Annotated in this window: 19 protein-coding genes; 7 read left to right on the top strand and 12 right to left on the bottom strand. The window is 31.6% G+C overall.

What is annotated here, in order from left to right; genetic code table 11:
- Nucleotides 1-223: 223 nt before the first annotated feature.
- On the bottom strand, nucleotides 224-454 hold the full coding sequence (locus ACJMLZ_RS07385) for a hypothetical protein (protein WP_405304985.1): 231 nt from the start codon (nucleotides 452-454) through the stop codon (nucleotides 224-226).
- Between the two features lie 192 nt (nucleotides 455-646).
- Nucleotides 647-3,871, bottom strand: a complete 3,225-nt coding sequence (locus ACJMLZ_RS07380; protein ID WP_405304984.1) for a hypothetical protein — start codon at nucleotides 3,869-3,871, stop codon at nucleotides 647-649.
- A 254-nt stretch (nucleotides 3,872-4,125) separates the two neighbouring features.
- On the opposite strand from ACJMLZ_RS07380, the gene ACJMLZ_RS07375 reads away from it, so the two are divergent.
- Nucleotides 4,126-4,566, top strand: a complete 441-nt coding sequence (locus ACJMLZ_RS07375) for a hypothetical protein (RefSeq protein ID WP_405304983.1) — start codon at nucleotides 4,126-4,128, stop codon at nucleotides 4,564-4,566.
- 60 nt (nucleotides 4,567-4,626) lie between these two features.
- Here ACJMLZ_RS07375 and ACJMLZ_RS07370 read toward each other — a convergent pair whose 3' ends face one another.
- Both ACJMLZ_RS07370 and dph5 read right to left on the bottom strand, forming a co-directional pair.
- Complete coding sequence (locus ACJMLZ_RS07370) at nucleotides 4,627-5,085, bottom strand: hypothetical protein (protein WP_405304982.1); 459 nt, start codon at nucleotides 5,083-5,085, stop codon at nucleotides 4,627-4,629.
- Between the two features lie 429 nt (nucleotides 5,086-5,514).
- Entirely contained in the window at nucleotides 5,515-6,306 is a 792-nt protein-coding gene (gene dph5 / locus ACJMLZ_RS07365) for a diphthine synthase (protein WP_405304981.1), read from the bottom strand.
- Nucleotides 6,307-6,448: 142 nt separating this feature from the next.
- Between dph5 and ACJMLZ_RS07360 the strand changes: the two genes are divergently transcribed.
- Complete coding sequence (locus tag ACJMLZ_RS07360) at nucleotides 6,449-7,534, top strand: heparan-alpha-glucosaminide N-acetyltransferase domain-containing protein (RefSeq protein WP_405304980.1); 1,086 nt, start codon at nucleotides 6,449-6,451, stop codon at nucleotides 7,532-7,534.
- Between the two features lie 106 nt (nucleotides 7,535-7,640).
- Nucleotides 7,641-8,645 (top strand): class I SAM-dependent methyltransferase, encoded by a 1,005-nt coding sequence (locus ACJMLZ_RS07355; RefSeq protein WP_405304979.1) that lies wholly within the window; start codon nucleotides 7,641-7,643, stop codon nucleotides 8,643-8,645.
- Nucleotides 8,646-8,674: 29 nt separating this feature from the next.
- Here ACJMLZ_RS07355 and mtnA read toward each other — a convergent pair whose 3' ends face one another.
- Nucleotides 8,675-9,604: an S-methyl-5-thioribose-1-phosphate isomerase gene (gene mtnA, locus ACJMLZ_RS07350; RefSeq protein ID WP_405304978.1), complete on the bottom strand. Its 930-nt coding sequence runs from the start codon at nucleotides 9,602-9,604 to the stop codon at nucleotides 8,675-8,677.
- Nucleotides 9,605-9,843: 239 nt separating this feature from the next.
- Nucleotides 9,844-10,773 (bottom strand): manganese-dependent inorganic pyrophosphatase, encoded by a 930-nt coding sequence (locus tag ACJMLZ_RS07345; RefSeq protein ID WP_405304977.1) that lies wholly within the window; start codon nucleotides 10,771-10,773, stop codon nucleotides 9,844-9,846.
- A 170-nt stretch (nucleotides 10,774-10,943) separates the two neighbouring features.
- Between ACJMLZ_RS07345 and ACJMLZ_RS07340 the strand changes: the two genes are divergently transcribed.
- Nucleotides 10,944-11,987, top strand: coding sequence for an acyltransferase (locus ACJMLZ_RS07340; RefSeq protein WP_405304976.1), 1,044 nt, complete (start codon nucleotides 10,944-10,946; stop codon nucleotides 11,985-11,987).
- Here ACJMLZ_RS07340 and ACJMLZ_RS07335 read toward each other — a convergent pair whose 3' ends face one another.
- The 3 genes from ACJMLZ_RS07335 to ACJMLZ_RS07325 are packed head-to-tail and all read right to left on the bottom strand — an operon-like array spanning nucleotide 11,988 to nucleotide 22,318.
- A complete protein-coding gene (locus ACJMLZ_RS07335) occupies nucleotides 11,988-12,848 on the bottom strand; it encodes an alpha/beta hydrolase fold domain-containing protein (protein WP_405304975.1) in 861 nt (286 codons plus the stop codon).
- A gap of 26 nt (nucleotides 12,849-12,874) precedes the next feature.
- Nucleotides 12,875-14,602 carry an MATE family efflux transporter gene (locus ACJMLZ_RS07330; RefSeq protein WP_405304974.1) on the bottom strand — a complete coding sequence of 576 codons (1,728 nt, stop codon included), beginning with the start codon at nucleotides 14,600-14,602 and terminating at the stop codon, nucleotides 12,875-12,877.
- Nucleotides 14,603-14,611: 9 nt separating this feature from the next.
- Complete coding sequence (locus tag ACJMLZ_RS07325) at nucleotides 14,612-22,318, bottom strand: amino acid adenylation domain-containing protein (RefSeq protein ID WP_405304973.1); 7,707 nt, start codon at nucleotides 22,316-22,318, stop codon at nucleotides 14,612-14,614.
- A 105-nt stretch (nucleotides 22,319-22,423) separates the two neighbouring features.
- Between ACJMLZ_RS07325 and ACJMLZ_RS07320 the strand changes: the two genes are divergently transcribed.
- Genes ACJMLZ_RS07320 through ACJMLZ_RS07310 form a run of 3 tightly spaced genes read left to right on the top strand, consistent with a single transcriptional unit; the run spans nucleotide 22,424 to nucleotide 23,787 of the window.
- Nucleotides 22,424-22,723: an STAS domain-containing protein gene (locus tag ACJMLZ_RS07320; protein ID WP_405304972.1), complete on the top strand. Its 300-nt coding sequence runs from the start codon at nucleotides 22,424-22,426 to the stop codon at nucleotides 22,721-22,723.
- Nucleotides 22,720-23,097 carry an ATP-binding protein gene (locus ACJMLZ_RS07315; protein ID WP_405304971.1) on the top strand — a complete coding sequence of 126 codons (378 nt, stop codon included), beginning with the start codon at nucleotides 22,720-22,722 and terminating at the stop codon, nucleotides 23,095-23,097. The genes ACJMLZ_RS07320 and ACJMLZ_RS07315 overlap by 4 nt, the downstream gene beginning before the upstream one ends.
- Before the next feature lie 48 nt (nucleotides 23,098-23,145).
- Nucleotides 23,146-23,787 (top strand): 4'-phosphopantetheinyl transferase family protein, encoded by a 642-nt coding sequence (locus ACJMLZ_RS07310; RefSeq protein ID WP_405304970.1) that lies wholly within the window; start codon nucleotides 23,146-23,148, stop codon nucleotides 23,785-23,787.
- A gap of 53 nt (nucleotides 23,788-23,840) precedes the next feature.
- On the opposite strand, the gene ACJMLZ_RS07305 is transcribed toward ACJMLZ_RS07310, so the two are convergent.
- The 3 genes from ACJMLZ_RS07305 to ACJMLZ_RS07295 form a co-directional block, all read right to left on the bottom strand.
- On the bottom strand, nucleotides 23,841-24,320 hold the full coding sequence (locus tag ACJMLZ_RS07305; protein WP_405304969.1) for a hypothetical protein: 480 nt from the start codon (nucleotides 24,318-24,320) through the stop codon (nucleotides 23,841-23,843).
- Nucleotides 24,321-24,581: 261 nt separating this feature from the next.
- Nucleotides 24,582-25,169 (bottom strand): TetR/AcrR family transcriptional regulator, encoded by a 588-nt coding sequence (locus tag ACJMLZ_RS07300; RefSeq protein ID WP_405304968.1) that lies wholly within the window; start codon nucleotides 25,167-25,169, stop codon nucleotides 24,582-24,584.
- A 138-nt stretch (nucleotides 25,170-25,307) separates the two neighbouring features.
- Nucleotides 25,308-26,111 (bottom strand): DUF2207 family protein, encoded by an 804-nt coding sequence (locus ACJMLZ_RS07295; protein ID WP_405304967.1) that lies wholly within the window; start codon nucleotides 26,109-26,111, stop codon nucleotides 25,308-25,310.
- Between the last annotated feature and the right edge of the window lie 141 nt (nucleotides 26,112-26,252).

Here is a 26,252-nt window from a genome sequence, read left to right as displayed (position 1 = left end):
TGTTTATAATAGTTAATAAACCTATTAGTGTATTTTGAAGTCATTTTAAGGTGTGAAAATGAATATTGTATGGATAAAATGAAAATGGTTTGCTATTAAAAAAAAATGTTTTAAAGATGAATGTGGGGGTTAATACCAACCCCTTCCCTGAGCGTGACACATCCTCAAAAATTAATTTCAAATCAACGATTGACAATGAGCAATCTGTTGAAATGATGAAATTTTAACTACGTCCAGGAAAATCATCATATCCTGGGAATATGCGGTCAGGATGATAGGTAATATATCCACTTACCTCTTCTTCAGTTAAACCATCTTTATATAACATTTCATCCCCTTTGACTTGTAATGCTAAAGCATAAGCTTCTGAAACCATTTTCGGAACTTTATAGAAAGGATAGTACTTAATTACAGCCTTAATAATTGTATCAATTTCCCACTCAGGATGATTCATGAATATTTTGGAATAATTGGTTATGAAAAACTGATAAAATTAACATGCTATTTTAAAAATATACATTAATACAGAATTATTTGTATAACTAAAACAGAATTAGTCCATATCAAATAAGTTTTAAGAATAGACATCAGATTAATCTAATAAAATTATGAAATAAAAAAAGTTAAGGAGAGAATGAATCTCCTTTTATGTTTTTACAATATATATTGTTTCTGTTGTTGCTGTGTATTTTGTGTTTCCAGCATATGAACCAACTACTTTATATACATTTGGAGTTAAATCTGCAATAGAAACTTTCGCCTGACCTTTTGCATCTGTCTTAATATTGTTTCTAATATTATTTACTACAATATTTACAGTTCCCCCAACAACACCTTTACCGGTAGCTTTGTTGATTAAAGTAGAAACCACCTCATTAGTTTCCTTGTTGTAGGCTGTTGAGATGTATGATTCTATTTTGTTTTCCAATGGAGTTAGTGTTCTGGTTGATGCTAGATACTTGGTATTTCCTGCATATGTAACGTAAGCTGTGAATGAAGTAGAATCCACATCACCAAGTGAGAGCCTTACCTGGCCGCCCATATCAGTTACAATAATATGTTTGACATTGTTTAGGAAAATACCGATAGTACCTCCTTTAACAGTGCCGCCAGTTGCCTCATTAATTAATGTAGCTACAACTTCATTGTTTTGGCTGTCATAATATACTGAGATGCTGGTTGTTATTTTGTTTACAACAACGTCAAATGTTTCTTTTGCAGGATTATATTTGGCATTTCCATTATATGAAACAACAGTATTGTAAGTACCCGGATTTAATCCTGGAAGATTAACTTTAGCCTGACCATTAGCATCAGTTTTAGCAGCATAAGATTTGCCATTTATTTTAAATCCAACACTAGCTCCGACAATTCCTTTTCCTGTAGCATAATTGACTAAAGTAGCAACTAACTCAGAATTAGCATTATATTCTAGAGAAACATCTTCAACAATGAAATATGCATGAACTTTAACTTCAATTGGAATGCTTGTATTGGAAGAAGTATCTCCCACCCCATTATAAGATACTGTAGCAGCGTATGCTCCCGGAGTTAGATCTTTTGTTGAAGCATTCGCCTGACCATTGGAATTGGTTTTAACTGTGTAGTTTGCATCTCCAAAGCTGACAAGAATATCCGCACCGTTAATGCCTTTGCCAGTAGCCTTGTCAGTCAAAGTAGCTGTCAAAATACCATTTTTGTAAACGGCTGAAATACTGGTTTTCACACCAATAACAATATCCAAAGTAGTTTTAGCTGGATTATATTTAGAATTGCCTGCATAAGAAACGACAACAGGATAAACGCCAGAATTTAAATCCTTGGTAGAAACCTTAACCTGACCGTTAACATCTGTTTTTAAAGTACTTCTCACATTATTTAAAACAACAGCCACAGTAGCGCCCTTAATAACCTGGCCGGAACCTCCATTAACCAAAGTTGCAATTAAAGTCTTATCGCCTGCATAATAAACGACATCAAAACTTGTATTGGCTCTAACAGGAATGCTTAAAGATGCGGATGAAGGATTATACTTGGAATTACCCCCATAAGAAACAGTCCCATCATAAGTGCCTAAAGGCAAATCCTTAGTGGAAAGTCTGGCATGACCATTGTTGTCAGTGCTAACTTTATAAGCAGCATTGTTGATTTTAAAACTTACAGTAGCACCCAAAATTGGCTGGCCGGTAGCACCATTAACTAAAGTGGCAACCAAACTGCTAGCGTCTGCATCATAGACAGCTGAAACAGCAGTGGGAATCCTGCTTACAACAATATCGACAGTAGTATTGGACGGATCATATTTATCATCACCTTCATAAGAAACCGTTGCAATGTATTTTCCAAAAGGCAAATCGGCAGTTGATACTTTTACTTGACCTTTGGTATTGGATTTGACTGTGGTGGTTGCACCATTAACATTGACTTGAACATCAGCGTTAGTTATTGGCTTACCTGTAGCTTCATTTGTTAAAGTGGCGATGATTTCATTGTTGTCTGCAGTAGCAGAGATGTCAACTGCAGCTTTGTTCACTGCAATATTTGCTGTTGTGTCTGATGGGAGATATTCACTGTCTCCGGCATAAGATATAGTTGCTTTGTAGTTGTTTGGATTTAGATCATCCGGAATTGTAATTGAAGCTTCACCATTGGAATCCGTGAACTCATTATAAGATTTATTATTTAATAGTACGGAAATTTGAGCCCCACTTAGAACATTCCCCTCACTGTCCATCAATGTTATAATTAATTTTTTAGAAACACCATAAACAGTGGTTAAATCTTGGGCAGTAATGACAGTTGCCGCAGGAATAAAAGTACAGTTCACAGTTTCCACACCGACAACATCATCATTGACAAATGTACAGTTCTCAGCATAACCGCTGAAGATGGCGCCCCCTCCATAATTAATTGCGGAATTATTGACAAAAGTGCAGTCAACAGCAGAACCATCATAGATAGCACCGCCATAATTAATTGCAGAATTACCCATAAAAGTACAGTTCACAGCAGAAGAAACATAAGCCATAGCCCCGCCATAATCCCTTGCAGAATTACCCCTAAACGTACAGTTCACAGCAGAAGAACTCTTACCTGACATGGCACCTCCAAAATCCCATGCAGAATTGCCTGTAAAAGTGCAATTCACAGCATAACCGCTGGACACAGCACCACCATACCTTGCAGGATTATCCACAAAATTACAGTTGAAAGCAGAACCGCTGGACATGGCACCGCCGCCATAACCTGCAGAATTACCCATAAAAGTACAGTTGAAAGCAGAACCCTGATACATAGCACCACCATCAGAACTAGCAGAATTACCCCTAAACGTACAGTTCACAGCTGAAGAACCCTTGCCGGACATAGCGCCGCCATTAGAACCAGCGGAGTTACCAATAAAAGTACAGTTAACAGCACTACATCCTCCATAGATAGCGCCGCCTGAACTGGAGCTATAAGAATTCATAAAGCAAATATCGTTTAAAACTACATTTGAAGACACAATATAAAATATTCTTGATTGATTATTCCCATTTACTGTAAACCCATTACCATCAATATTTATTGCTTTATCAATAATTATTCCATCCTTATAATCAGAATCATCATCACTATAAACATAATTTCTAGTTAAACTCAACTCACCTGTTGCGTTAACTATTTCATTAGCTAAATCCGTAAATGTCCCATCAGAATTACCTTTCAACACTTCATTATCATTACCGAGCAAATCCGATGCATCATCAGATATTTCGCTTGCACTAACACTTGATATTGCCAATAAACACAAAATAATTAATGCAGGCACCGCAATCTTTTTATTTAGCATGAATGTTTTTCCTCCAAAAAATATCTTTTCCTCATACATACTGTATACAAATTGAATATTAATCATTTCTATTAAAAAAAATATATTCACATACATGGATAAATTAAATAATATTTATTTATTATAGTTAATTTTTATACAAATTAACAATTTTACTTTTCAATTTTAGAAAAATAGCATACTTTTTAACTAATTTTTAGAAAACTTTATATAACATAATTCTTATTAAAATAATCATTGATTATCCACCCCAATATTCTATAATCTGAATTAAAAATTAAGTTGTGAAAAATATGAAACATATAAAAATAATCTGCTTATCCCTGATAATTTTAATCTGTTGCTTATCTCCTGTAATTGCAACAGAGATAAATGAAAATGGAAACAATAATACCTGTTTAAAAATCAATGATACTCAGAACTTAAAAGATTTGAATAGTTTTAGTAAAAAATATCCCAGGTTCCATATGTTTTTTGTGAACAATGTCGACGGCATCTATTCTCAAAATGACGATATACGCTTTGAAATCACTTTTGATCCTAATTTTCATGGTCCTTTAAAAATTTATTTGGATGGGGAATATCTAACTACAGTTTACCCGGATTTTGATAATGTTATAATCGGATTAATTAACTATCATTTACCCCAAGGAGCACATAGGGTTGAATGTGAATTTGAAGGAGATGAGAATTTCTATCTCGAGTATTGTGGTGCTACCTTTTATATAGTATAAAAAAAAGCTTGGTGAATGGAAAACATTGTTATGGTGAAATTGAGGTTGATTAGGAAAAAATTAACTTAACGGAAGATTCCCATTCAGGACTTTTTCTTTTAAATGATTCAAATCGGATGAGATGATTGATATCTTTTCACCATCAACATAAGTGGTATATACCCAACTTTCACCAATATTTTCAATTTCATAATTTTTCTCGTGAACAACTTCATCAACAGGAGCAGACCAGTTATTAGCTCTTTTTATTCCAGAATAAAATATTTTAAAATTGGGATTTCCTTTTTGACCTTCAGCAAACCACTTAACAGCCAAACGAGGATTGATTCCACAGTCAAATGCAGACAATGCAATTGATTTATTGATTTTATATTCATTCAAAATAAGCAATATCTTATCTTCAAGGGGTTTATATGAATAATTGCCATATTTCAATTTATCATGCAACAATAAATATTTCAATTTATTATTTCTTTTTTCAAGAAGAAGCAAACGTTCATGAACTGATATTTTATTCACCCCATTATATACTAATTGTTTATTGCTTTACCTTATTAAATATTTTTGATTTGAAAAATGGATTGGCAATCATATCCAACCCGACAACGCCAAAAAATTCATGCTTAAATTATAGATAAATGAAGTGTATAAAAATTATCGAAAAAAATAAAAATAAAGCATTAAAAATGATTTTTTATTACTTCAAAATGATTAATGAAAAAATATTGCTGAACAAATACACAAAAAAATTAAGAAAAAAATGTAAAATAAAATAAAAACATTTATATAATATAAAAATATAACTAATAATCGATGTGAAGTAAATTTCATGTCTAATGTGAACATCAGTCAACCATTTTATAATCTCCAAAAAAATGTTTAGAATATGTTTCATTAAAAAAAAAGGAAGTAGATAAAAACACTACTACTTCCACTCCCCCCTTTAAACTAATTTTCATTGAGAATTTCCGGATTAGCTCCGGCTATCTCAACCAAATATTCCGCTTCAACAATATGGAGTTTTGACGGAATCACAATACAATGGAGAGGACCTCCAAAATCATAATCAATTAATTCCTTGATTTTACCTGCCTTTACAACCACATCACTGGATCCTACGCGTGCAATGCCCATGGCCAAAGTATCCTCCGTAATCAATCCCTCGCGGTCAAGGTCATTTTTAATGTTAATCAGATATTCCAAACCTTCATTAACTGTCATGTACCTGTCTTTGTGAGCCTGGATATCAAGCAGAACCAGAGTATGCAAATCCATCTTCAAATTCTCTTCAATAGCTTCATAAGGAGATTTTGGATAAAAATTGTAATCCGGAAATGGAATTGTGGTTACTTTACCGAATTTGTATCCCTGAAGACCTGAAATGGCAGGTGCAGAAGATAATATTGAAGATCCATGAATAATTTCATAATCTATTCCATTTTTAGAGCACTGAACAATGAAATCACTATGAGTTGTTGCAATCAAAGGGTCTCCACCGGTGATTAAAGCAACATCTGCAGTTCTGGCCTCTTCAATGAATTTGGATTCCTCTTCAACTTCACCCCTAACCAAAACTTCAATTTCCTTTCCGATTAACTGTTCAATAGCTTCAAAACTGGAACCGAATAATCTTGATGTGAAAAATTCAGCGTAAATCTTGTCAACATTCCTTAAACATTCCAAACCTTTTAAAGAAATATCCTTTTCATCAAATAATCCTAAACCCACTAAATAAAACATATTATTATATATATTCAAAAATTATATAAAGCTTTTACAACTTCCAATTTAAAAGACACCACTAATGAAAACAGCTTTCTTTTGAATCTCTAAAGCATGTTCTAAAACTAAATTTAAAATATACAAAAGACATAATATCCTTATGGAAAACATTTTCAGTGGCGAAAAGGTAAACTCCGGAAGACAGAATGAATGGGATTTTGCAAAAGTTTTTGCGATTGTATTGATGATTGTTACCCACTATTTTGCTTTTTGTACATTTGGAGATATTGATTACAACAGTGAAATTCTCATCCTCTTCATATTATGCGAATGCTCCGCTCCCATTTTCATGTTTGCAATGGGAATTGGAATGGTATATACCCGACATAATGCGCCAAGAGAGTTTATTATTAGGGGAATCAAGTTATTGATATTGGGTTTAATAGTAAATACAATATATTTCCTTTCCAATTATAGTGCCGGAGTGCCATTGGAATATGCCCTATTATCTTTTTTAGCAAATGATATCCTACAATTTGCCGGATTAAGCTTCATTCTAATCGGAATTCTTAAAAAATTAAATGTAAGAACAATCGAAATATTTTTGATAAGTATTTTATTATCTTTAATTGCAACTTATACACCTGACTTTACAATTGCCAACATGTATCTAAATCAACTCTTGGGCCACTTCTTAGAAACCGTTGGCGACTATATTGTCAGCTGTTTTCCTATTTTCAATTGGTTTATTTTGCCTGTTTGTGGAATGATGTTTGGTGAGAATCTAATTAGATGCAACAATAAAGAAAAATTATATAAAAATATTTTAAAAATATCAGGCATCATGATCCTTATAATGGTAATTGTAGGATTTTTGTCTTTGAAAGGAATGTTTTCTGTTACTGGAGGTACCGTTCCTGAAAAATTAGCCTATCTGCACATATCCATCCCCGACATTTTCATTTTAATTATGGTTGCCGTTTTTATTGCTTCTGTATTCTACTTCATATCCGAAAAATGTCCTCAAAAAATCATTAATCTTGTTAGAAGAGCCAGTGCAAACGTTACAATAACCTATATTATCCAATGGATATTGATTCTTTCTTTAACCTTTTTGAATCCATATCTCTTCATCGAAACCAATCTGTTCATTGCAATCGCAGTTTTATTATTTGTTATTTTTGCTTCTTTTGCACTTGCCGAGATATACGTTAAATTAAAAAATTATTTAAGACCATACTTTTAGCAAATTACACCCATCACTTTAATCATGATTGAATAATTCTCTTATTAGAATCATTTCTGAAATTTTAGCACATACCTTATATAATAATTTAAACATAAAAGACTTTATGAAATGTGTAAAAGTTCCATTAAACCAATTAAATGATATCCGTATAAAATTAATGGAAGAGGGTCTCATGAATATGGACTTTCGAATAAAGGCTGAAGATGATTTCGGATACATTCCTATTAATGAGGATGTTGATGGCTATGAGATTGTTGACATTACCTTGGAAGCAATCAAGAAAGTGCCCCATAATTTTTCTGAATTGCTTGAAGATGAGCTGACCCTTGAAGAAATTGAAAATCTTAGAACCTCATTTGACACAATAGGAGACATTGTCATTTTGGAAATTCCTGAAGATTTGGAGGATAAAAAACAGATAATTGGTGATGCGGCACTCAAGTTTACAAAAAGAAGATCCATCTATATGAAAAAGAGTGCAGTCAAAGGAACAACACGTGTGCGGGATTTGGAATTTTTATCCGGAGTTGATGACTCCGTTACAATACACAAGGAGCATGGCGCAAGATTGAAATTGGATGTTCGCGAAGTTTATTTCTCACCAAGACTTGCAACCGAAAGAAAACGAGTAATGGAAAGCGTTGAAGATGGTGAAAAAATACTTGACATGTTCTGTGGAATCGGACCATTTCCAATAGTTATTGCAAAAAACAGGAATGTGAACATTACCGCAGTTGACATTAATGAATCAGCAATCAAATATCTGAATGAAAATATCGGGCTCAATAAACTGAAAGGCAATATTGAAACATTCACCGGAGATATTGGCAAAGTAAGTGAAGGGTTTAAATGCAAATTTGATAGAATAATCATGAACTTGCCCGGGCTAGCATATACATTCCTGGACCTTGCAGTCGATTTGATTGAAGAGGAAGGGATAATCAATTATTATGAATTTTCCGATTCATATGACAGTGGAATAAAACGACTAAAAGAAGCATGCTTAAAGAAAAATAAGGAAGTTGAAATCATCAATACCCGCAAAGTTAAATCAACATCACCCGGCGAATGGCATGTAGCGATTGACGGTAAAATCAAAAATAATTAAAAAAAAAATGTTTTAAGAAATTTAAAACATTAAATTGGATCAATAATTCCTTTTTCAGTGATGATGCCTGTAATGAACTCTTTTGGAGTAATGTCAAATGCAGGATTAATCACTTCTGTTCCTTCAGGACAGATTCTGGCTCCTCCATAATACCTTACTTCATCGCCGTCCCTTTCTTCAATGATAGTGTCAAAAATAGATATTTCATTGTCAAAAGTAGAATAAGGGGCCGCAACATAAAATGGAATGTCATGATGTTTTGCTGCCAGCGCAACCATAAATGAACCAACCTTATTTACAACGCCACCTTTTGCAATTCTATCCGCACCAATAACCACTTTATCTATTTTACCCTGTGACATTAAAAATCCTGAAGCCACATCAGGAATTAATTTAACCGGAATGTTTTCCTGCTGCATTTCCCACACGCTTAAACTGGCCCCCTGACCTCGTGGGCGAGTTTCATCACAAATCACATTAATGTTTTTTCCCTGCTCATGAGCTGCCCTAATAACACCTAAAGCGGTTCCATAGTCAACACAGGCAAGAGCACCCGCATTACAATGAGTCAGGATTGTATCTCCATCATCAATGACTTCCGCTCCGAATTTTCCTATAGCCCTATTTGTTGCCATGTCCTCTTCATACATTTTCAAGGCTTCCTCAAGAGGGTCATCACTGTTCAGCACCCTATCAACAGCCCAAAATAGATTAACCGCCGTTGGTCTTGCAGCCTTAATTTCTTCTGCAGCCTTATCCAAATCGACGCCTTCAATATCTGCAAGGGCCATTCCAAATGCAGCGGAAACTCCAATGGCCGGAGCTCCACGAACAATCATATCACGAATAGCTACAATAACATCCTGATAAGTGTCGCAATAAACATAAGACAATTCATCAGGAAGCTTTGTTTGATCAATAAGTTTTAATTTATTATCTTCCCATTCAAGTGTTTTCATTATAACACCCTTATCATTAAAAAAAATATTATAAAAAAAGTTGAAAAGCATAATTAATTGTTAGTTTCTAAGTCCAATTTTTAGACAATTTATTTAATTATGCTCTCCGCCTAATAATATCCAAAACGGATTGATTAGAGATGTACCAAAAATACATCTAATTATATCTTTTATTAAACTACTTTATAAATCTTTATATGATTAACACAATAATGCTTGATTTTAGAAAAACCTAAAAATTATGCATTTTCAGTCATTATCGGCACTACTTGTTTTTTACGAGAAACAACTCCCTCAAGTAAAACTGTGTTATCTTCTAATTTAACACCGTAGGCCTTTTCAACTAAACTTGCATTTTTACCAAGTGCAATTACCTGAGAGTTGCTATTGACAATATCGGTAATCAAAAGCATGAATAAATCCAAGTTCTCTTCTTGGATTATTTTGTTCATACCCTCTTCCAAATCATCTTTCATGACCATAACATCACAGATATCGGCAGTATTGACCTGGTTTACAATTGATTTGACCTCCTTAAAGTCAATCTGTTTTGCATCCAAAGACAAGATTTCCTCAATGGAAAAACTGCTCAAGTCAGTTCCTGCCTTAAGCATTTCCAAACCGTATTCTTCAGCATCGATACCTGCGATTTTTGAAAGCTTTTCAACTGCTTTTTTATCATCATCAGTAGTTGTTGGAGATTTTAGAAGTAATGTATCTGAAATGATTGCAGACAACATCAATGTTGCAATTTCCTTTGAAATTTCAATGCCGTTTTCTTCATATAATTTGCATAAAATTGTTTCAGTACATCCAACAGGTTCAAATCTTAAGAATAACGGATATGAAGTTTCCAGAGCCAATTTATGATGGTCAACAACTTTTAAAATGTTTGCATTTTCAAGATTGTCTACAGATTCGGCAGGGGAGTTGTGGTCCACTAAAATGACATCCGCACCATCATCAACACTTTCCAAAAGTTCAGGTGCTTCAATATCCAAATAATTTAAAATAAATTCAGTTTCCTTGTTGACGTTACCTAATCTATAAGCTTTAACTTCACTGTTACCTAATTCTTTTTCTAAGTTAGCCATCACTAAACTTGAAGTGATTGAATCACTATCTGGACTTTTATGTCCAAAAACATAAGTTTTAACCATATTATCCATTCCTTAAAAATTAATATTACTTATTAAATTATCTTTTTCATCTCTATTTAATATTTTGATTAATTTATAAATTTTAATCTCAAAAAAACTTTAAAAACAGAATTTTTCAAAATATTTATTTTAAATTAAAAATTAATATTAAAATATATACTTATTATTGGAGAATTCTAATGGGTAAAAATAGAGTTGAATGGATTGATCTTGTACGGGCAATAGCCATCCTAACCGTTTTATATATTCATGCAACTGATGGGATTTTTATTATATCATCCGATGCAATACTGAATTACACAATATATTCAAGAGTATTCAATTTTGCATCATTGTTTATTGGCCGTATTGGCGTTCCGTTCTTTTTAATGATTACAGGTTATCTGTTGCTAGACCGGACATATGATGATGAGCGTGTCCGTAAGTTCTGGCAGAAAAATTGTAAAGGATTGATAATTGTTACAGTAATCTGGGCGGCAATCTATGCACTCAGTTTGCAATTCATTACAGTTGGAAGCGGCCTAGTTAATTACAGTGAAGCAGGAAACCTGTTCTTTAGCCATATGTGGTATATGCCAATGATTATTGGGATGTACCTTTCAATGCCGTTTGTTGCAAGTGCAATCAGACATTTTGATACAGACACTATCTGGCAGGCCACGGTTGTGTTTACACTTCTAGCTTTCCTCCTGCCATTTATCACACTGGTGTTGGATATGCACGGCATTCAAAACGTGAACATCCAGTATTGTCTTGGTTTTAGTGGTGGAATCTATGGAATTTACATAATTCTGGGATATCTGGTTAAAAAAGGACAGTTCAAAAATGTTTCAAGCTGGAAATTAATACTTATTACAATCATATCATTTGCAATATGTATCTTATTCCAATATTATGCATTTACAAAAACTTACAACTTTTCATTATGGTATGAATTCCCATTCATTCTAACAGGATCATTTGCATTATTTGAATTATGTTCCAGAAAGGGAAAAGTTAGAGCATATCCACTTGTTACATTCTTGTCAAAATATTCATTTGCAGTATTTTTAGTGCACAACCTATTCAGATTGCCACTGCTTCCAGTCGTCGTTCAATTGCCTTATTCAGAACCTGTAAAAGCAATAATCCTCTGGATTTTATTGATAATCTTCAGTTATGCTGCAGTTGTAATTATCTATAGAATCCCAAGATTTGGAAAATATATTTTGTATATGAGATAATTAGTCCATTATCTCTTTTTTCATTTCTTTGAATGCTTCTTTTGCCTCGGGAATCGGGAACAGAGGATAAATATGAAACAAACCCGAACCTGTGATTAATCTTACATCAACACCATCCTTTTTGAGATTTTCAGCAAATCTTTTAATATCACTGTAAAATATTTCATTTTCCCCTGCAAAGATTAATGTGTCGGCCAGGTTGGTGTTATCTCCAAATAAAGGACTTACTTTCCAATCTTGTGTGCCCAAATCACCTGCCCATGATTTGCCTATTTCCTTAAGACCAATTTCGCCCAAAATCGGATCGTTTTCACTGTCATATGGAGGGTTACTCATAGAAAGGTCAACCCATGGTGAAAATGTTATTATCCTTTGGGGCTGTGGCAGATTTACAGTTTTTAAATATTGGCAAAATGAGTGGATGAAACCCCCTCCAGCCGAATCGCCCATTAAAGTCAAATTACCTCTCGGCATTAACATTTCATATAGCTCAGTAATCATCTCGTATGTTTCATCAGCTTTATGATTAGGGGCGAGCGGGTAAACCGGCGCTAATACATAAGCATCCAATTTTCTTGATAGCAACAAGCAATATAATAAATGCTGATAATTTATTTCGAGAACGTAAGCTCCACCATGTATGTACAGGACAGTATTTTTAGCATTTTCATCACCGAAAGTGAAAACCTGAGTTCCATTAAAGTCAACGCTTTTGAAAATGCTTTTCGGAGGTTTGTCAAAAGAGTTTAATTTATCATTTAGAAAATCATCTACATTATCCTTTGAATCCATAAACTTAAGTTTAGTAGACTTTAAAATAGCTTCCTCTATTTTTGCAATGAATGATTTTTTACCGGACATATTAATCAACTTAAGTTAAATTTACATTAATTTTTAATTGTTATGACAGTACTATTCAATCCCAATACTCTTGAGTAATCAATTTTATCCGCGATTTTATTTAAAACACTGATATTGTCAAATTCAAGATTGTCATTTTCAATTACAGGATTGAAATCAATTCCAGTATCTTTAATTGATATTAATATATTCTCATCATTATCTCTAACAATCACATCAATTGAATCAACACTTTCGTTAATGTTGATGATATTTACCAGCATCTCTTCAATGGCTAAACTTACCAAAGTTGCAGATTTGTTTCTGGATAAATAATCTTGAACTTTATTTGACAAATCAACTGCTTGTGACACATTTCCCTCAATTGTATACTCAAATACATTTTTCTCATCATTATGTTTGTTAATAAAGAAACCGGAGTATTCCCCATTTGTTTTACGATTAATGTATCTTGAATAGGCAAAAATGAATAATACGGTTATAAATTCTGTAACCACGAGTGCAATCCAAATACCGACTCCTCCGAATATTTGAGGTAATGCTACTGCCGCTATAACAGGAATAACTAATCCTTCAAGTAATGAGATTAATGTAGATATTTTGTTTTTTTGTATTGCTTGAGAGTAAAAAGTATAAAAGAATGCAATTGCCATTCCAACATAGCTTACTGAAAAAATTCTTACTGCATTTAAAACAATAGGAACATCTACAGGATCTTTAACACTGAATAACATTAACAAAGATTGAGGCCATATAATGAATAAAGCAGACAATATTAAACTTGAAACCAAAAGGATTTTCAATGAACGTTTGACAACATAATCCACTCCGGAGTAGTCTTCTTCCTTAAAGTAAACCGATACTATCGGAGACATGGTTTGTGAAGTTCCAATTATAAATATGAACAATATAAACAAACTGTTTAAACAAATACCGAATGCAACAATTCCGCCTTTGCCGAAGTAATATCCTACTAATGCATTAATTATTAATATTCTTATAGTTTCATATAGTTGAGTTGAAGCGGAAGAGAATCCTGAAGTTGAAATGTTTTTCAGGTAAGTAAAGAAGGATTTTGCTTTTAGTTTAATGAATTTTAAAGTTCTTGTAGGTTTAAAGAAGTAATAAGAAATAATAATGGAACCGATACCGTAACCGACAACAGTGGATAATGCTGCCCCTCCAAGACCCATATTAAATATTCCCATGAATATTACATCAAAGATAATATTTATGATATTCGAAATTAATATTACCCTAAAGGCTAATTTAGGAAAACCATCTACACGAATAAAGTAAGATAAACTCATTACGTAACATAAAAATGGCATTTCAAAAATTATTACATAATAATATTGAGCAACTAATGAATATAATTCCGGTTTTGTAGAACATAAAGCCCTAATAATTTCCGGAGCAAAAATCAAACATATTATCGTGAAAAGAACTCCGATAACAAGTAGCGAAATAATTGAAACTGTAAAATAACTATTGCTTCTTTCCTCATCAAATTCCGCTTTTGAAACTGAACAAAGAACACTTCCACCCAATCCAATCATCCAATACACCAAATTAATAAATGTGATTATTGGAGTAATGATTTGGATTGCAGATAAATTGTCAGCGCCGATTAAGAAACTAACAAGTAATCCATCAGCAAATAAACAAATGTTGCCTGCCATAGAGGTTAATAAAGTTGGAAAAAAGAATTCCTTGAATTTGCTTCTTAATAAATCATAATTTCTTTCATACATTGTTTACACCTAATTACTAAAGAAATCCAAATCATCCAGGTACTTGATGAAGTTATAAATATATTTTTCAGATACGAAAGGCCATTTAATTCCTAAACGGTACAAAATTTGAATAGTGTAGCTGTTTTCCGTTGGCACCCATATTTTCTTAACTTTACCTGAACCAATAGATGTGATAAGACCGGATACACCACTTTGTTTAGTTTCATCCGCTAATGCTTCATCCAGAGCTAAATTATACTCTTCTTCTTCACAAGGTTGGACATTTAAACCCAAATCTTTAATAATTTCTAAAATATCGCCATAACAAACATTATGGTAATCAAAAGCATGGAAAACAACACATTCCTTTGGTGTCTTTGAAAGTTCAACTATAGCTTTAGCGGTCACATCAATAGGTGAAAATTCTACATTATTCAATAACATTGAATACGGCATTTTACCTATAGTAACAAAAGCTTTTAAACGATTGATGAACCCATTTGATTCAAAGTTAATCTGGAATTCACTATCTGAACTTCTAGCCATTAAATTTCCAACCCTCATGATTTTGACATTCAAATCATCCTCGACGGCCGCTTCCAAAATGGCACGTTCAGCTAAAAATTTACTGCTTAAATATTGATTATCTATCGTTTGACCGATGAATAAATCATTTTCTGTGAAGTTGACATCAACCGGAGGATAATTATCTATACTTTCACCGGCAATACTGTCTGTCGAAACTTGAACATATTTTATATTTTTCATTTTAGCGAATTTAAGTCCGTTTAAAACACCGCCAAAGTTAATATCCTCAATATCGGTTCCTGATGAGAAGTGCTTTACATTTGCGGCACAATTGATTATGGTATCAATATGATATGGCATGATTTTCTCAAAATCTTCAAAGTTGGTGATGTCCCCTTCTATGATATGCAATCTTTCATCAAATAAATCCTCATAACTTTCAGAGAAGTAATAGAACAGAATTGATTCCAATCTTTTTTCACCGGTCAATGTTTTATTTGATCTTACAAAACAATAAATATCACCAGATTCTCTTTCAATCAACTCTCGTAAAACGTGAATTCCTAAAAATCCAGTAGCTCCAGTTAACAAAACATTGCCTAATCCGTCTTCGCATTCCCCACTATTAAATGATTCAATAGTGTTTTTAGAAAGCAGGTTATTGATTTCAGTGTAATCATATTTGATTTCTGATTTTTTCTCAAAAGATTTGTCCGATAATATGAATTCAGCCAATTGTCTAGGGGTTGGATTTGCAAATACATCACCATAATTGAGATTATAATTTCTATTTAATGCTTCCATAGTGATTTTGGTTACAAGAAGTGAAGTTCCGCCTATTTCAAAGAAATTATCAGTTACACTTATATCGTCAATCCCTAAAATTTCAGCAAATAAATTCGCAAAGAATGCCTCAATCTCATTTTCAGGAGCAACATATTCCCTATTTAAAATTGGTTCGGGTAAATTTTTCACATCAGTTTTACCGTTAGGAGTTTCCGGCATTTCTTCAAGTTGCATAAATACTGTAGGAACCATATAATAAGTTAGTCTTTCACTCAAGAATTGTTTTAAATCATCCGCATCTATTTCATCCTCTGCAGTATAATAAGCACATAAATGGTCATAATCATTAATTTTTTTAATAACTACGACCGCTTTTTTTATGCTAGGGTATTTATAAATATTGGACTCAATTTCACCAATCTCTATTCTCAATCCCCTTAACTTAATCTGATTATCTATTCTTCCCTTAATTTCAATTTCACCATCCGGTCGGGATACGGCGTAATCTCCACTTTTATAATATGGAACGTCATTAATAGTTAAGAATACTTCTTTTGTTTTCTCCTCCATGTTATAGTATCCTTTTCCAACACCAACACCGCCAATGTATAATTCACCCATTACACCATAAGGAAGTAAATTTCCATCAATATCCCTGACATCAGTTATATAGTTATGTAGCGCATAACCCACTGTTATATCATCCACATCCACAACATCTTTGTTGTTTGAAGTGATAGTTGTTTCAGTTGGACCATAACTGTTGTAAACAATGGCATCAGAGTATTTTCTGAAGGTTTCAAATACTTTAGTTGAAAATTGTTCTCCTCCAATAAACATGCATTTTAAACATTCAATAACCCTACAAAATTCATTGACTTCCAAGTATGATGCAAGTCTAGAAGGAGTGGCATCAGCCACTTCAGGTTTTTCTTTATCTATTAATTTAATTAACTCAGGAAGATTCTTAATTTGATAATCACTGGCCAATATTAATTTTAATCCGTTGGAAAGTGAAGTCAAGATATCGTCAAGAGCCACGTCAAATGATATTGTTGTGATGCATAAAAGACTAGAATATTTTGATTTAGGATTTTCAACTTGGTTACATATATTTTTATGAGTAATCATTACCCCTTTAGGGTTTCCAGTGGATCCTGAAGTGTAAATCATATATGCCAAGTCATCAGGAGAGATATCGACATTCGGATTATCGGTATTTTCGTTTTCAAGCAAATCCTTAATGTCCAAAATGTTATTGTCTGCCACATCGGAAATTATATAATCCGCTTGACTGTTTTGGTAAATATATTCAATTCTTTCTTTCGGATATTCCAGATCAATAGGAATAAATGCGCAGCCCGCCTTTAGAACCGCTAAAATGGAAGCAATTAAATCACTGGTTCTTGGAAGCATGACTAAAACATTGCTTTTAGATTTCACCCCTTTTTCAATAAGGGCATTGGCAATTCTATTTGCCTTTTTATTAAGTTCCATGTAAGTCAATGTATCATCACTTGCAACAAGAGCAATATTATCTGGTTTTTCATCAACATGTTTTTCAAAACGTTTATGGAGGAACGGAAGTTCAACTTCATCAAATTCGACACCTTCACTTTCTTCAACAAGTGCAATATCCTGCAAAGTTAAATTTTCAATATCATCCACCATAAATCGATTTAAAATTGTTTCCATGCTCTTTAAGAATAAATCGATATATGATTTTGAATATAACTGATCATTGTATTCGCAAAATATTCTATATTGATTGTTAACTTCAACTACATTGATGGCAATTTTAAATTTCAAATCGTCCAAGTCAATAGATTGCCTTTCAACATTCATTCCACCAATTTCAATATCCTCAATGATTTTTCCATGATACGCATACAAAATCTCTGGAGTTATATCATAATCATTTGAAATCTTGGTTAATGGGTAAGCAGAATAAGTTAAAACATTTAACCATTCTTTATTGACATGTTCAAAAAATTCTTTAACATTTAATTGTGAATTCAATTTAAACATCAAAGGAATAGTTTTAACCATCATAGCAACTGTTTTCTGTTGGTTTGGATTGAATCTACCATTTGAAAGTGTTGCAAATAATAATTTTCTATTGAAAACAAATTTGGATATAGTAAATGAGAATGCCGCTAAGAATAAATTATTTTGACTGATTTTCAATTTTTCACAAAACTCATCGACAATTTCCTTATTCATGAAAATATCATCAATTGCTACACTGCCTTCTTCTTCATTGCCTTTAATATCTTGGGCTATAATTGTTGCTTCATCAATTTCATTTATTTTATTGGAAAAGAACAATTCGGCTTCCTTATATAAACCTGATTGTTCAGTTTTAATTTCATTTAACGAATATTCGAACCCATCAAGCTCTTCTAGTTCATAGTCCTTACCATCATAAATTTTAGCAATTTCATCAAATAAAATATTTAGAGAAGTCCCATCAACAATGATATGGTGGAAATCAGCAAGCAATATATTATCATTTACAATTCTAAATCTGAATAGCGGCCCTTCATCTAATTTGAATGGTTTTACAAATTCTTCAATATCATCATTTTCTGATAATTCAATTACATCATCAATCCTTAAATCATCCCTTCTTTGTTGGTAAATCTCACCGCTTTCCATAATAATTCTTGTCTTCAAGTACGGATGATTTTCAATTGTTTGAATTATAGATTTTTTGAGTTTATTTGCATCAATGCCTTCACTGAATTCAATTTTCTTCGGCAGGTTATAGGATAATTTTTCTGGATCTTTAATGCAGTCAAAGTAAATACCAAGTTGGTTTGAAGTTAATGGATATAACTCCTGAACATCCCTCACTTCATCCTCGGTGATTTTGATTTCAGAAGCTATTTTTTCAATTGTTTTATAACTTAATATTTCTGTGACATTCAATTGCACATTCAAATTATTGTAAATTGCTGAAGTTAATTTAACTACTGATAATGAAGTTAAACCTATGCTGAATAAATCCGTATTTACACCAAACTCTTCAATGCCCAAAATATCAGAAACAATATTAAATAACTCCTTTTCAATTTTATTTCTTGGTTTTATGAATTCATCAACGTCAATCTCCGGGTCAGGCAGGTTTTTAAAGTCTGTTTTTCCATTAGGCGTTTTTGGGAATTCATTTAGTTGTGTGAAATATGAAGGAATCATATATTCCGGAAGAGAATCTGTTAAAAATTGTTTTAAATCTTCAGTATTAATTTCTGTTGCAGCAGTGAAATAGGCACACAAATGTTCTACAGAGTTAATTTCTTTGACTACGACCTTTGAGAGAGTTACATCTTTATAATCTGCGATTGCACCTTCAATTTCAGATAATTCTATTCTTAACCCTCTGAGTTTAATTTGAGTATCGTTTCGCCCTAAAACGTAAAGTTCCCCATTTTCATCCTTTTTACCAAAATCCCCAGTATTATAATAAGGAATATCGTTTAATGTTAAAAAGACTTTTACTGTCTGTTCAGGATTATTTAGATAACCTCTCGCAATTCCTGCACCACCAACATAGATTTCACCGGACACATTAGCAGGTAGTTGATTTCCATCAATATCCATTATTTTATCAACCACATTTAGCATTTTCCATCCTGCAGTGACATTAGGTGAATCAATTAATTTATAATGTGATGCAATTGTTACTTCAGTTGGCCCATATGAGTTGTAAATATCTGCATTAGTGTATTTTGACAATCTATCAAATAATACCGGAGGGAATCCTTCACCACCAACAATAATTACCTTGCAGTTTCCGATAACACTCTGAATTTCTTCAAGTTGTAAATATTCGAGCAATCTGGTTGGTGTTGAACCAAATCCTTCAGCACCGCTCTTTTCAAACAATCCAACTAATTCCAAAGGATCAATAGCCTGTCCATCATTTGCAAAGACCACCGGAAGACCATTTAATATTGTACCAAATATTTCTCTCAAAAATACAATGAACGAAACAGTGGAAATTGAAATAAACTTGTTGCACTTATGATTTAACTCATAAATTGGAACATTTTCTTCAACATTAGCAATATAGTTTGAAATTCCCCTATGAGTAATCATAACGCCTTTCGGCTTTCCGGTTGAACCTGAGGTATAAATCAAGAAACACAAGTTATCCGGAGTTAAATGAATATCCGGGTTCGAATCATCTTCCTCCGCAAGCAATTCATCAACGTTTATCCTGTTTTCACCATCATAATCAATTTCTGAAGAAGTAATGACAAATTTTGAATCACTATCCTCCAAAATTTGGTTGATTCTGTTTTTTGGATAATTTGGATCAATTGGAATGAATGCCGCACCTGCTTTGACAATACCAAAAACAGTAGCTATTAAATCGCTGTTCCTTCTCATCATGAACATTACTCTATCTTCAACATTGACTCCGCGTTTGATTAAACTATTGGCAATCTTATTTGCTTTTTTATTCAGCTCATCATAAGTAAGCTCAGCGTCTTCAGCATAAAGTATTGTTTTTTGAGGATTTTCTCGAACACAATTTTCAAAGATTTCATTTATTAATCCCTCATTTGCAAGTTCAATTTTAAAGTCTTCATCTAAATCTAAAGTATCGCAAATGGAAATATTTTTAAGATATTCATCATTTGATGCGAATTTATCCAATAAAACATCCATAGACTCTAAAAATGATGACATTAATTCTTTTGAATATACGGATTCATCATATGAAATGTTAATCTTTCCGCTTTCAAAATTAAATATGAATTTATAGTCTTCATTGTGATAGGAATCAATGAAGAATAATATTTCACTTTTAAAATTTAATTTCTGATTATTTGAAAGAGGATAATTATTATATTCCTCAAAATTTTGTTTAAAATCGTTTAAATATTCTTCAACAGTGAAATCAGTGTTAAAATGGTAACCTGTAGCTACGCGATTATAGGAAATCAAAATATCTTTAGAAAATGTGAATTTGGTCAAATTAAATAAAAATGTTGCAAGCAATAATTTTTTCTTTGATAAACGATGCATATTTGATAAATTTTTTAATTTTTCAATATCGATTGCTTTAGATATTATTTTATAGTTTATTTTATCTCCACTAACATCCGGTGAAATAGCAGTTGGATTATCAAAGGAACTGATTAAATTATTGTAATAATTTTCAGCTTTAAAAAAGTCAACTACCCTAACATCATACTCCCTACATTTTTTAGAGGAATCTTCATAAACCTGTTTTGCTAAATTTTTAATGCCTCTTGCAATTAACTCAATTTCTTTTGAACTAAAACAAGATTTATCATATTCAATAAATATGGATTGTAATCCTTTTTTATCTGAGAAATTCTTGTTTATTCTAAAGTGCAACGGAAATTTAATGTCATTTTGTAGCGTTAAGAATTTTGAATCAGTATCAGTGGAGTTTGATACAATTGAAATCATAGAAATACAATCTGGATCGATACCTTCATTTCTCAAATCGGTTGTATATTCACTGAATTGTAATTTTGCATGAGATAAACCTTCTTTTAAAACAGCCTTTGAATATTCCAGCAATTCATCAAAAGTTATTTCTTCATCATATTCCAATCTCAGAGGAATTGTATTTACAAACATTCCCAATGCATCGCCCTGATTAAAGTATCTTCCGTGAACAGAAGTATTTAAAACTAAATCTTTAAATGACACATTGCCTTTTTTAGATTCTGCAAGATATAAAAAGTTAAGTGCAAATGCAGTAATGAATGGAGAGTATCCTAAATTAGGAGTTTTATCTAAAAAAACTTCCAAATATCCAAGTTGTGAATCATCAAAAGAATACCAATCCTGAGAATAATCCTTTAAAGTATCTAACCAATACCTCTTATCCTCAATGGCTTCATCAGAATTTAAATAATCGATTTCGGCATCAACATAAGTTTTATACGAATAGTCAATAGGTGAATATTCCTCATTATTTTTTATGCAAGTTATGTATTTTTCAATTTCCTGTGGAAGAATTGAGTAAAGTGATGTTCCGTCAAGCAGAATATGCTGAACAACACCAATAAGAATTGTTGAATCAAATGTTTTTAAAACAGCCCACTTATATAATGGAGAATCAAAAATATCGTCAAATGGTTTATCCAAATAGTCTTCAATAAACTCATCAATGTTTTCATCATTTACATCAAATGTTTCAATCTCAACATCAACCCCCGGAACATAATACTGTTTAAAATCGCCATGTTCATCATGCTTAATTTGCAAATTTAAGTAATTTTGACAAATATATGTAATAGCTGATTTTACATGTTCAAAATCATTTAAATCATAATCTTTCCTAAATTTAAGATAAAAAGAATCGTTTTGAGGGTTATTTAACTCTGAAAATAACAACATTTTTTGTGCCGAAGATAAATTAAACAAATTCATTAAATTCACCAAAATAATTTAATTATATTTAAATTTTGTATAACAAAATATTTAAATGTTAATAACCAAATAAATTATAATATAACCAATTAAAAGATGATTATCATGGAAATTACAAAAAATTATAATGGAAAAGAATTAACATTCTGTATCGATGGTCGTATTGATACCATTACTTCTCAAGACTTAGACAAAGAAATAAATGATGAATTAGGTAATTTTGACTCTTTAATTATCGATTTTACTAATGTCGAATATATTTCAAGTGCAGGTTTAAGAGTTTTAATTGCCACTCAAAAGAAATTAAAAAAAGATGACATTCCAATGACTATTAAAAATGTCAATGATACTATAAATGAAATATTCAGAATGTCAGGTTTTGATAAAATCTTAAAGATAGAATGAAATCCATAAATCTAACTGTAGATATTAATGAATTATATAAATTAACTGATTTTATTCATGAAATTATTTTAAAGGAAGATCTTAAAGTTGATTTAATAGTTGAAGAAGTCTTTACAAACATCGTTAATTACTCAAAAACAGACTTTCTAACAATCAATGTTAAGTATGATAAACCTACATTAACTATTGAATTTATAGACAATGGAATAGAATTTAATCCTCTTTTAAAAAAAAATCCCACACTGCCAAACAATATTGATGAAGCCCATATTGGAGGACTAGGCATTTTTTTAACAAAGGAAATGGCAGATAAACTTGATTATCAGTATATTAATGGTGAAAATCACTTGAAAATAATTAAAAAAATAGAATAATGAAATCTGAATTAAAATGATTATCAATATCATTTATACTTGTTAAAAATGATTAAATTAGCTTATTGTAACATAGAAAAATTGGATTTGATAAAGGGTTATGGCTTAGTTTCTAAAAATCGCCAGGAAAAAATAGATTTTTACAGATTTGAAAAAGATAAAAAACTGAGTTGCGGAGCTTATCTTCTTTTAAAAAAATTATTGCATGAACAAAACATCACAGATCCTATCTTTAAAACTGAAAAATATGGTAAGGCATACATATCCAATCATGAAAACATTCATTTTAATTTAAGCCATTCCGGTAAAATGGTTTTGTGTGCAATATCAGATATGGAAGTTGGAACAGATGTAGAATATATTGACCCTAAAATTGATTTAAACATAGCCCGGCATTACTTCTACAACAGCGAATATGAAAATATCATGAAGAGCAAAAACAAGCCAGATGAGTTTTTCAAATATTGGGTTTTAAAGGAAAGCTATATGAAATATACCGGTTTGGGGATGAATTTAAAACTGGATAGCTTTGAAATAATAATTGATGATAAAATCAAGCTTAAAAACGACAATGAGAATTTAAGATTTAATTTATTTAATATCAAAAACTATAAAATTGGAATAGCCAGCCATTACAATGTATCTGAATTGATCGAATATAATGTTAATGAACTATATGGCCTAAAATAATGAAAAAAATGTGAAAGTAAAATAATCTAAAATTAAAAAAAAATGAGAGATGATTAGAATGCAATAGCTTCCAGATGATTTTCCTTATTAAATTCATTTAATTGGGAAATTAAATCTGAGTTACTTATATTGCTGGAATCTTTTGCCCAGAATACAATAACAAAATCTTCACCATCGATATTTACCATTTCAACAACACCGTGTTGTGCATGATCACTGTCTGTGAAATTAGCGGTATTATCTGCGTTTTTATCGACTTTCATATCATCATCAGGAGTCAAATAATCTCGGCCTTCATCATGGATTAAATTATCATAAGCGTCATTATCATCATCGACATCACCAACTAAATATTTGTAAATAGTGATTCCAGAGTCTTGTTTTTCATTCAAATACAATGAATTATAGGTTCCATAGTATGCTGAATTATAAGATTTATCTACTTGAAAGTCATTTACGTTTTTTTGTGCACTAACCGCACCCATCAAAAGTAAAGACACACATAATAAAATGAATATATTTCTAAATTTCATATTATCACCGTTTGAGTTAATTATGAATATGTGCTTAATTATTAAAAATTCAATTCCAAGCACAATAAATAATATGAAAACGTCAACATATAAAGTTTTTCGAATGTAAGTACTCGCTTACATCTTTAAATAATATAAAAATAGTAAAAAAAAGTTTATTTTAAAAAATAATTATAAACAAACTTTTATTCAATCATTTAACATGTTTAAGAAATTATTGATATCTCGATTTGTTTCGGAAATATCTATTAGGAGATCGAATTATGGATTAATACCTTCAAACATTATATTTATTAAGTCATCGGCATAATAATTTGTTTCAAAATCAAGATCCTTATTATATATTTTCCACAATATAACAGACTGGAACAACATACCGAAGCACATGATGGCTAATGATTTAGGATTGACTTCCCTAATTATGCCCTTTTCTATTTTTAATTTGAAGAATTCTTCTAATTCATTTAATATTACATCGGTAATCTCTGATATCAAAAGCTTTTTCTCAGAAACCTCTCTAACTTCTTCCATAGCTACACGAATAATGCTGAAATCTTCATCCGAAAGATTTAAAATGCCATAAAAAGAAATTTTGAGATATTCTTCAATTTCATCATCTTCTTCAAATCTAAAGATTTCCTTTAACTGATTAATGAATAACTGCAGATAATAATTTTTTGTAGTCTCAACCAAATTGTTTTTGTTTTCAAAATTTCTAAAAATAGTTACTTCGTTTACCCCTGCCTCAGCAGCTATTTTTTTAGTAGTTGCCTTGGTGAAACCTTCCTTTTGAAGAATTTCAAATGTAGCCCGAATTATCTTTTCATCAGTACTGCTAAACTCATTCATAATTATAATTATATTTTTAATCATATATAAGTAAATATATGAGTGTTACTGTTTTTAATATGGAAATGCTTTTAGAAAAAATAAATTAATTTATAAATCACTTAATATCTAAACTTAATTTAAAAAAAAAATGGAGGTTTATCCCCCACCAGGAATAGTATATTTATCGTTTACACCATAAAATATGCCAGTGCCTTTTCTTTTTGTGTTTACGTTCAACAATGCATTATTGAATATTATATTTAATAACTTATATCCGTCCTTGTCAATGAAATCTGTTAGGATGGTGTTGTTTTGCCTTATTTCCAATGCATCTCTTTCAATACCAAAGCATGCTCCATAAAGTATTTGCATTGAATTTTCCTCTACAGACTCTGGAGGATATTTTTCTGTTAATTCTTTTGACTTTAAATAGTCCTGGAATTTTTTCCATTCTTTTTTGATTTCTTTTCCCCTGCTTGTTAATTTGGCATTTTGTAGAATATCCTTGTAATTTTCGCCATCATAATCATTTTCATTTTTAAGAGCCCTGACGAATTCGTTAAAGTCATCGGCAAATTTATTGGCGATTGAAGTGATGTTAGTTTGTTTTGCCATTGATTTTAAGTTGAATTTCTTGTTTTTATTCATGTTCTTAAGCAAGTTAATTGCCAATGTTTCGGAAGTCTTTAACTCACCTTTATTTGAGATTCTGAGAGTTATTTTTTTCATGACTTCCATATCCTCAGGGGTTAATTTTTTACCCACACCATATGAATCGTCTAAATCAATGTCACATTTGATTTGACCTTTATTGATTAAATCCAATATTGTAAGTGACAATGCATTTACACCAATTTTGTTATTTTTTGAAAATAAAACGGAAACCATAGTATATGAATCATCACTAGGAAGATTTTTAAAAGATTCATCAACTTGATTTTTATTATTTAATCCTAGCATTTCGCTCAACCCCAATATTTTTATTCATCACTGTCTTTTAAAGATTCCACATAAGCTTCATGAATTTCTTCTGCCAATTCATCGTTTCCTTCAATGATTGGCCCTGTATAATCACAATCCCTGCAGACACATTGTGACCAA

The organism is Methanobrevibacter sp. (assembly GCF_045126245.1).
Taxonomy (GTDB): domain Archaea; phylum Methanobacteriota; class Methanobacteria; order Methanobacteriales; family Methanobacteriaceae; genus Methanocatella.
Note: the sequence above shows the minus strand (reverse complement) of the source record. Positions and strands in the feature narration are given on the sequence as shown.

Coding starts and splice junctions, on each gene's coding strand:
- ACJMLZ_RS07385 (WP_405304985.1), bottom strand. CDS start 454: ATGAATCATCCTGAGTGGGAAATTGATACAATTATTAAGGCTGTAATT.
- ACJMLZ_RS07380 (WP_405304984.1), bottom strand. CDS start 3,871: ATGTATGAGGAAAAGATATTTTTTGGAGGAAAAACATTCATGCTAAAT.
- ACJMLZ_RS07375 (WP_405304983.1), top strand. CDS start 4,126: ATGAAACATATAAAAATAATCTGCTTATCCCTGATAATTTTAATCTGT.
- dph5 (WP_405304981.1), bottom strand. CDS start 6,306: ATGTTTTATTTAGTGGGTTTAGGATTATTTGATGAAAAGGATATTTCT.
- ACJMLZ_RS07360 (WP_405304980.1), top strand. CDS start 6,449: ATGGAAAACATTTTCAGTGGCGAAAAGGTAAACTCCGGAAGACAGAAT.
- ACJMLZ_RS07355 (WP_405304979.1), top strand. CDS start 7,641: ATGAAATGTGTAAAAGTTCCATTAAACCAATTAAATGATATCCGTATA.
- mtnA (WP_405304978.1), bottom strand. CDS start 9,604: ATGAAAACACTTGAATGGGAAGATAATAAATTAAAACTTATTGATCAA.
- ACJMLZ_RS07345 (WP_405304977.1), bottom strand. CDS start 10,773: ATGGATAATATGGTTAAAACTTATGTTTTTGGACATAAAAGTCCAGAT.
- ACJMLZ_RS07340 (WP_405304976.1), top strand. CDS start 10,944: ATGGGTAAAAATAGAGTTGAATGGATTGATCTTGTACGGGCAATAGCC.
- ACJMLZ_RS07335 (WP_405304975.1), bottom strand. CDS start 12,848: ATGTCCGGTAAAAAATCATTCATTGCAAAAATAGAGGAAGCTATTTTA.
- ACJMLZ_RS07330 (WP_405304974.1), bottom strand. CDS start 14,602: ATGTATGAAAGAAATTATGATTTATTAAGAAGCAAATTCAAGGAATTC.
- ACJMLZ_RS07325 (WP_405304973.1), bottom strand. CDS start 22,318: ATGAATTTGTTTAATTTATCTTCGGCACAAAAAATGTTGTTATTTTCA.
- ACJMLZ_RS07320 (WP_405304972.1), top strand. CDS start 22,424: ATGGAAATTACAAAAAATTATAATGGAAAAGAATTAACATTCTGTATC.
- ACJMLZ_RS07315 (WP_405304971.1), top strand. CDS start 22,720: ATGAAATCCATAAATCTAACTGTAGATATTAATGAATTATATAAATTA.
- ACJMLZ_RS07310 (WP_405304970.1), top strand. CDS start 23,146: ATGATTAAATTAGCTTATTGTAACATAGAAAAATTGGATTTGATAAAG.
- ACJMLZ_RS07305 (WP_405304969.1), bottom strand. CDS start 24,320: ATGAAATTTAGAAATATATTCATTTTATTATGTGTGTCTTTACTTTTG.
- ACJMLZ_RS07300 (WP_405304968.1), bottom strand. CDS start 25,169: ATGAATGAGTTTAGCAGTACTGATGAAAAGATAATTCGGGCTACATTT.
- ACJMLZ_RS07295 (WP_405304967.1), bottom strand. CDS start 26,111: ATGCTAGGATTAAATAATAAAAATCAAGTTGATGAATCTTTTAAAAAT.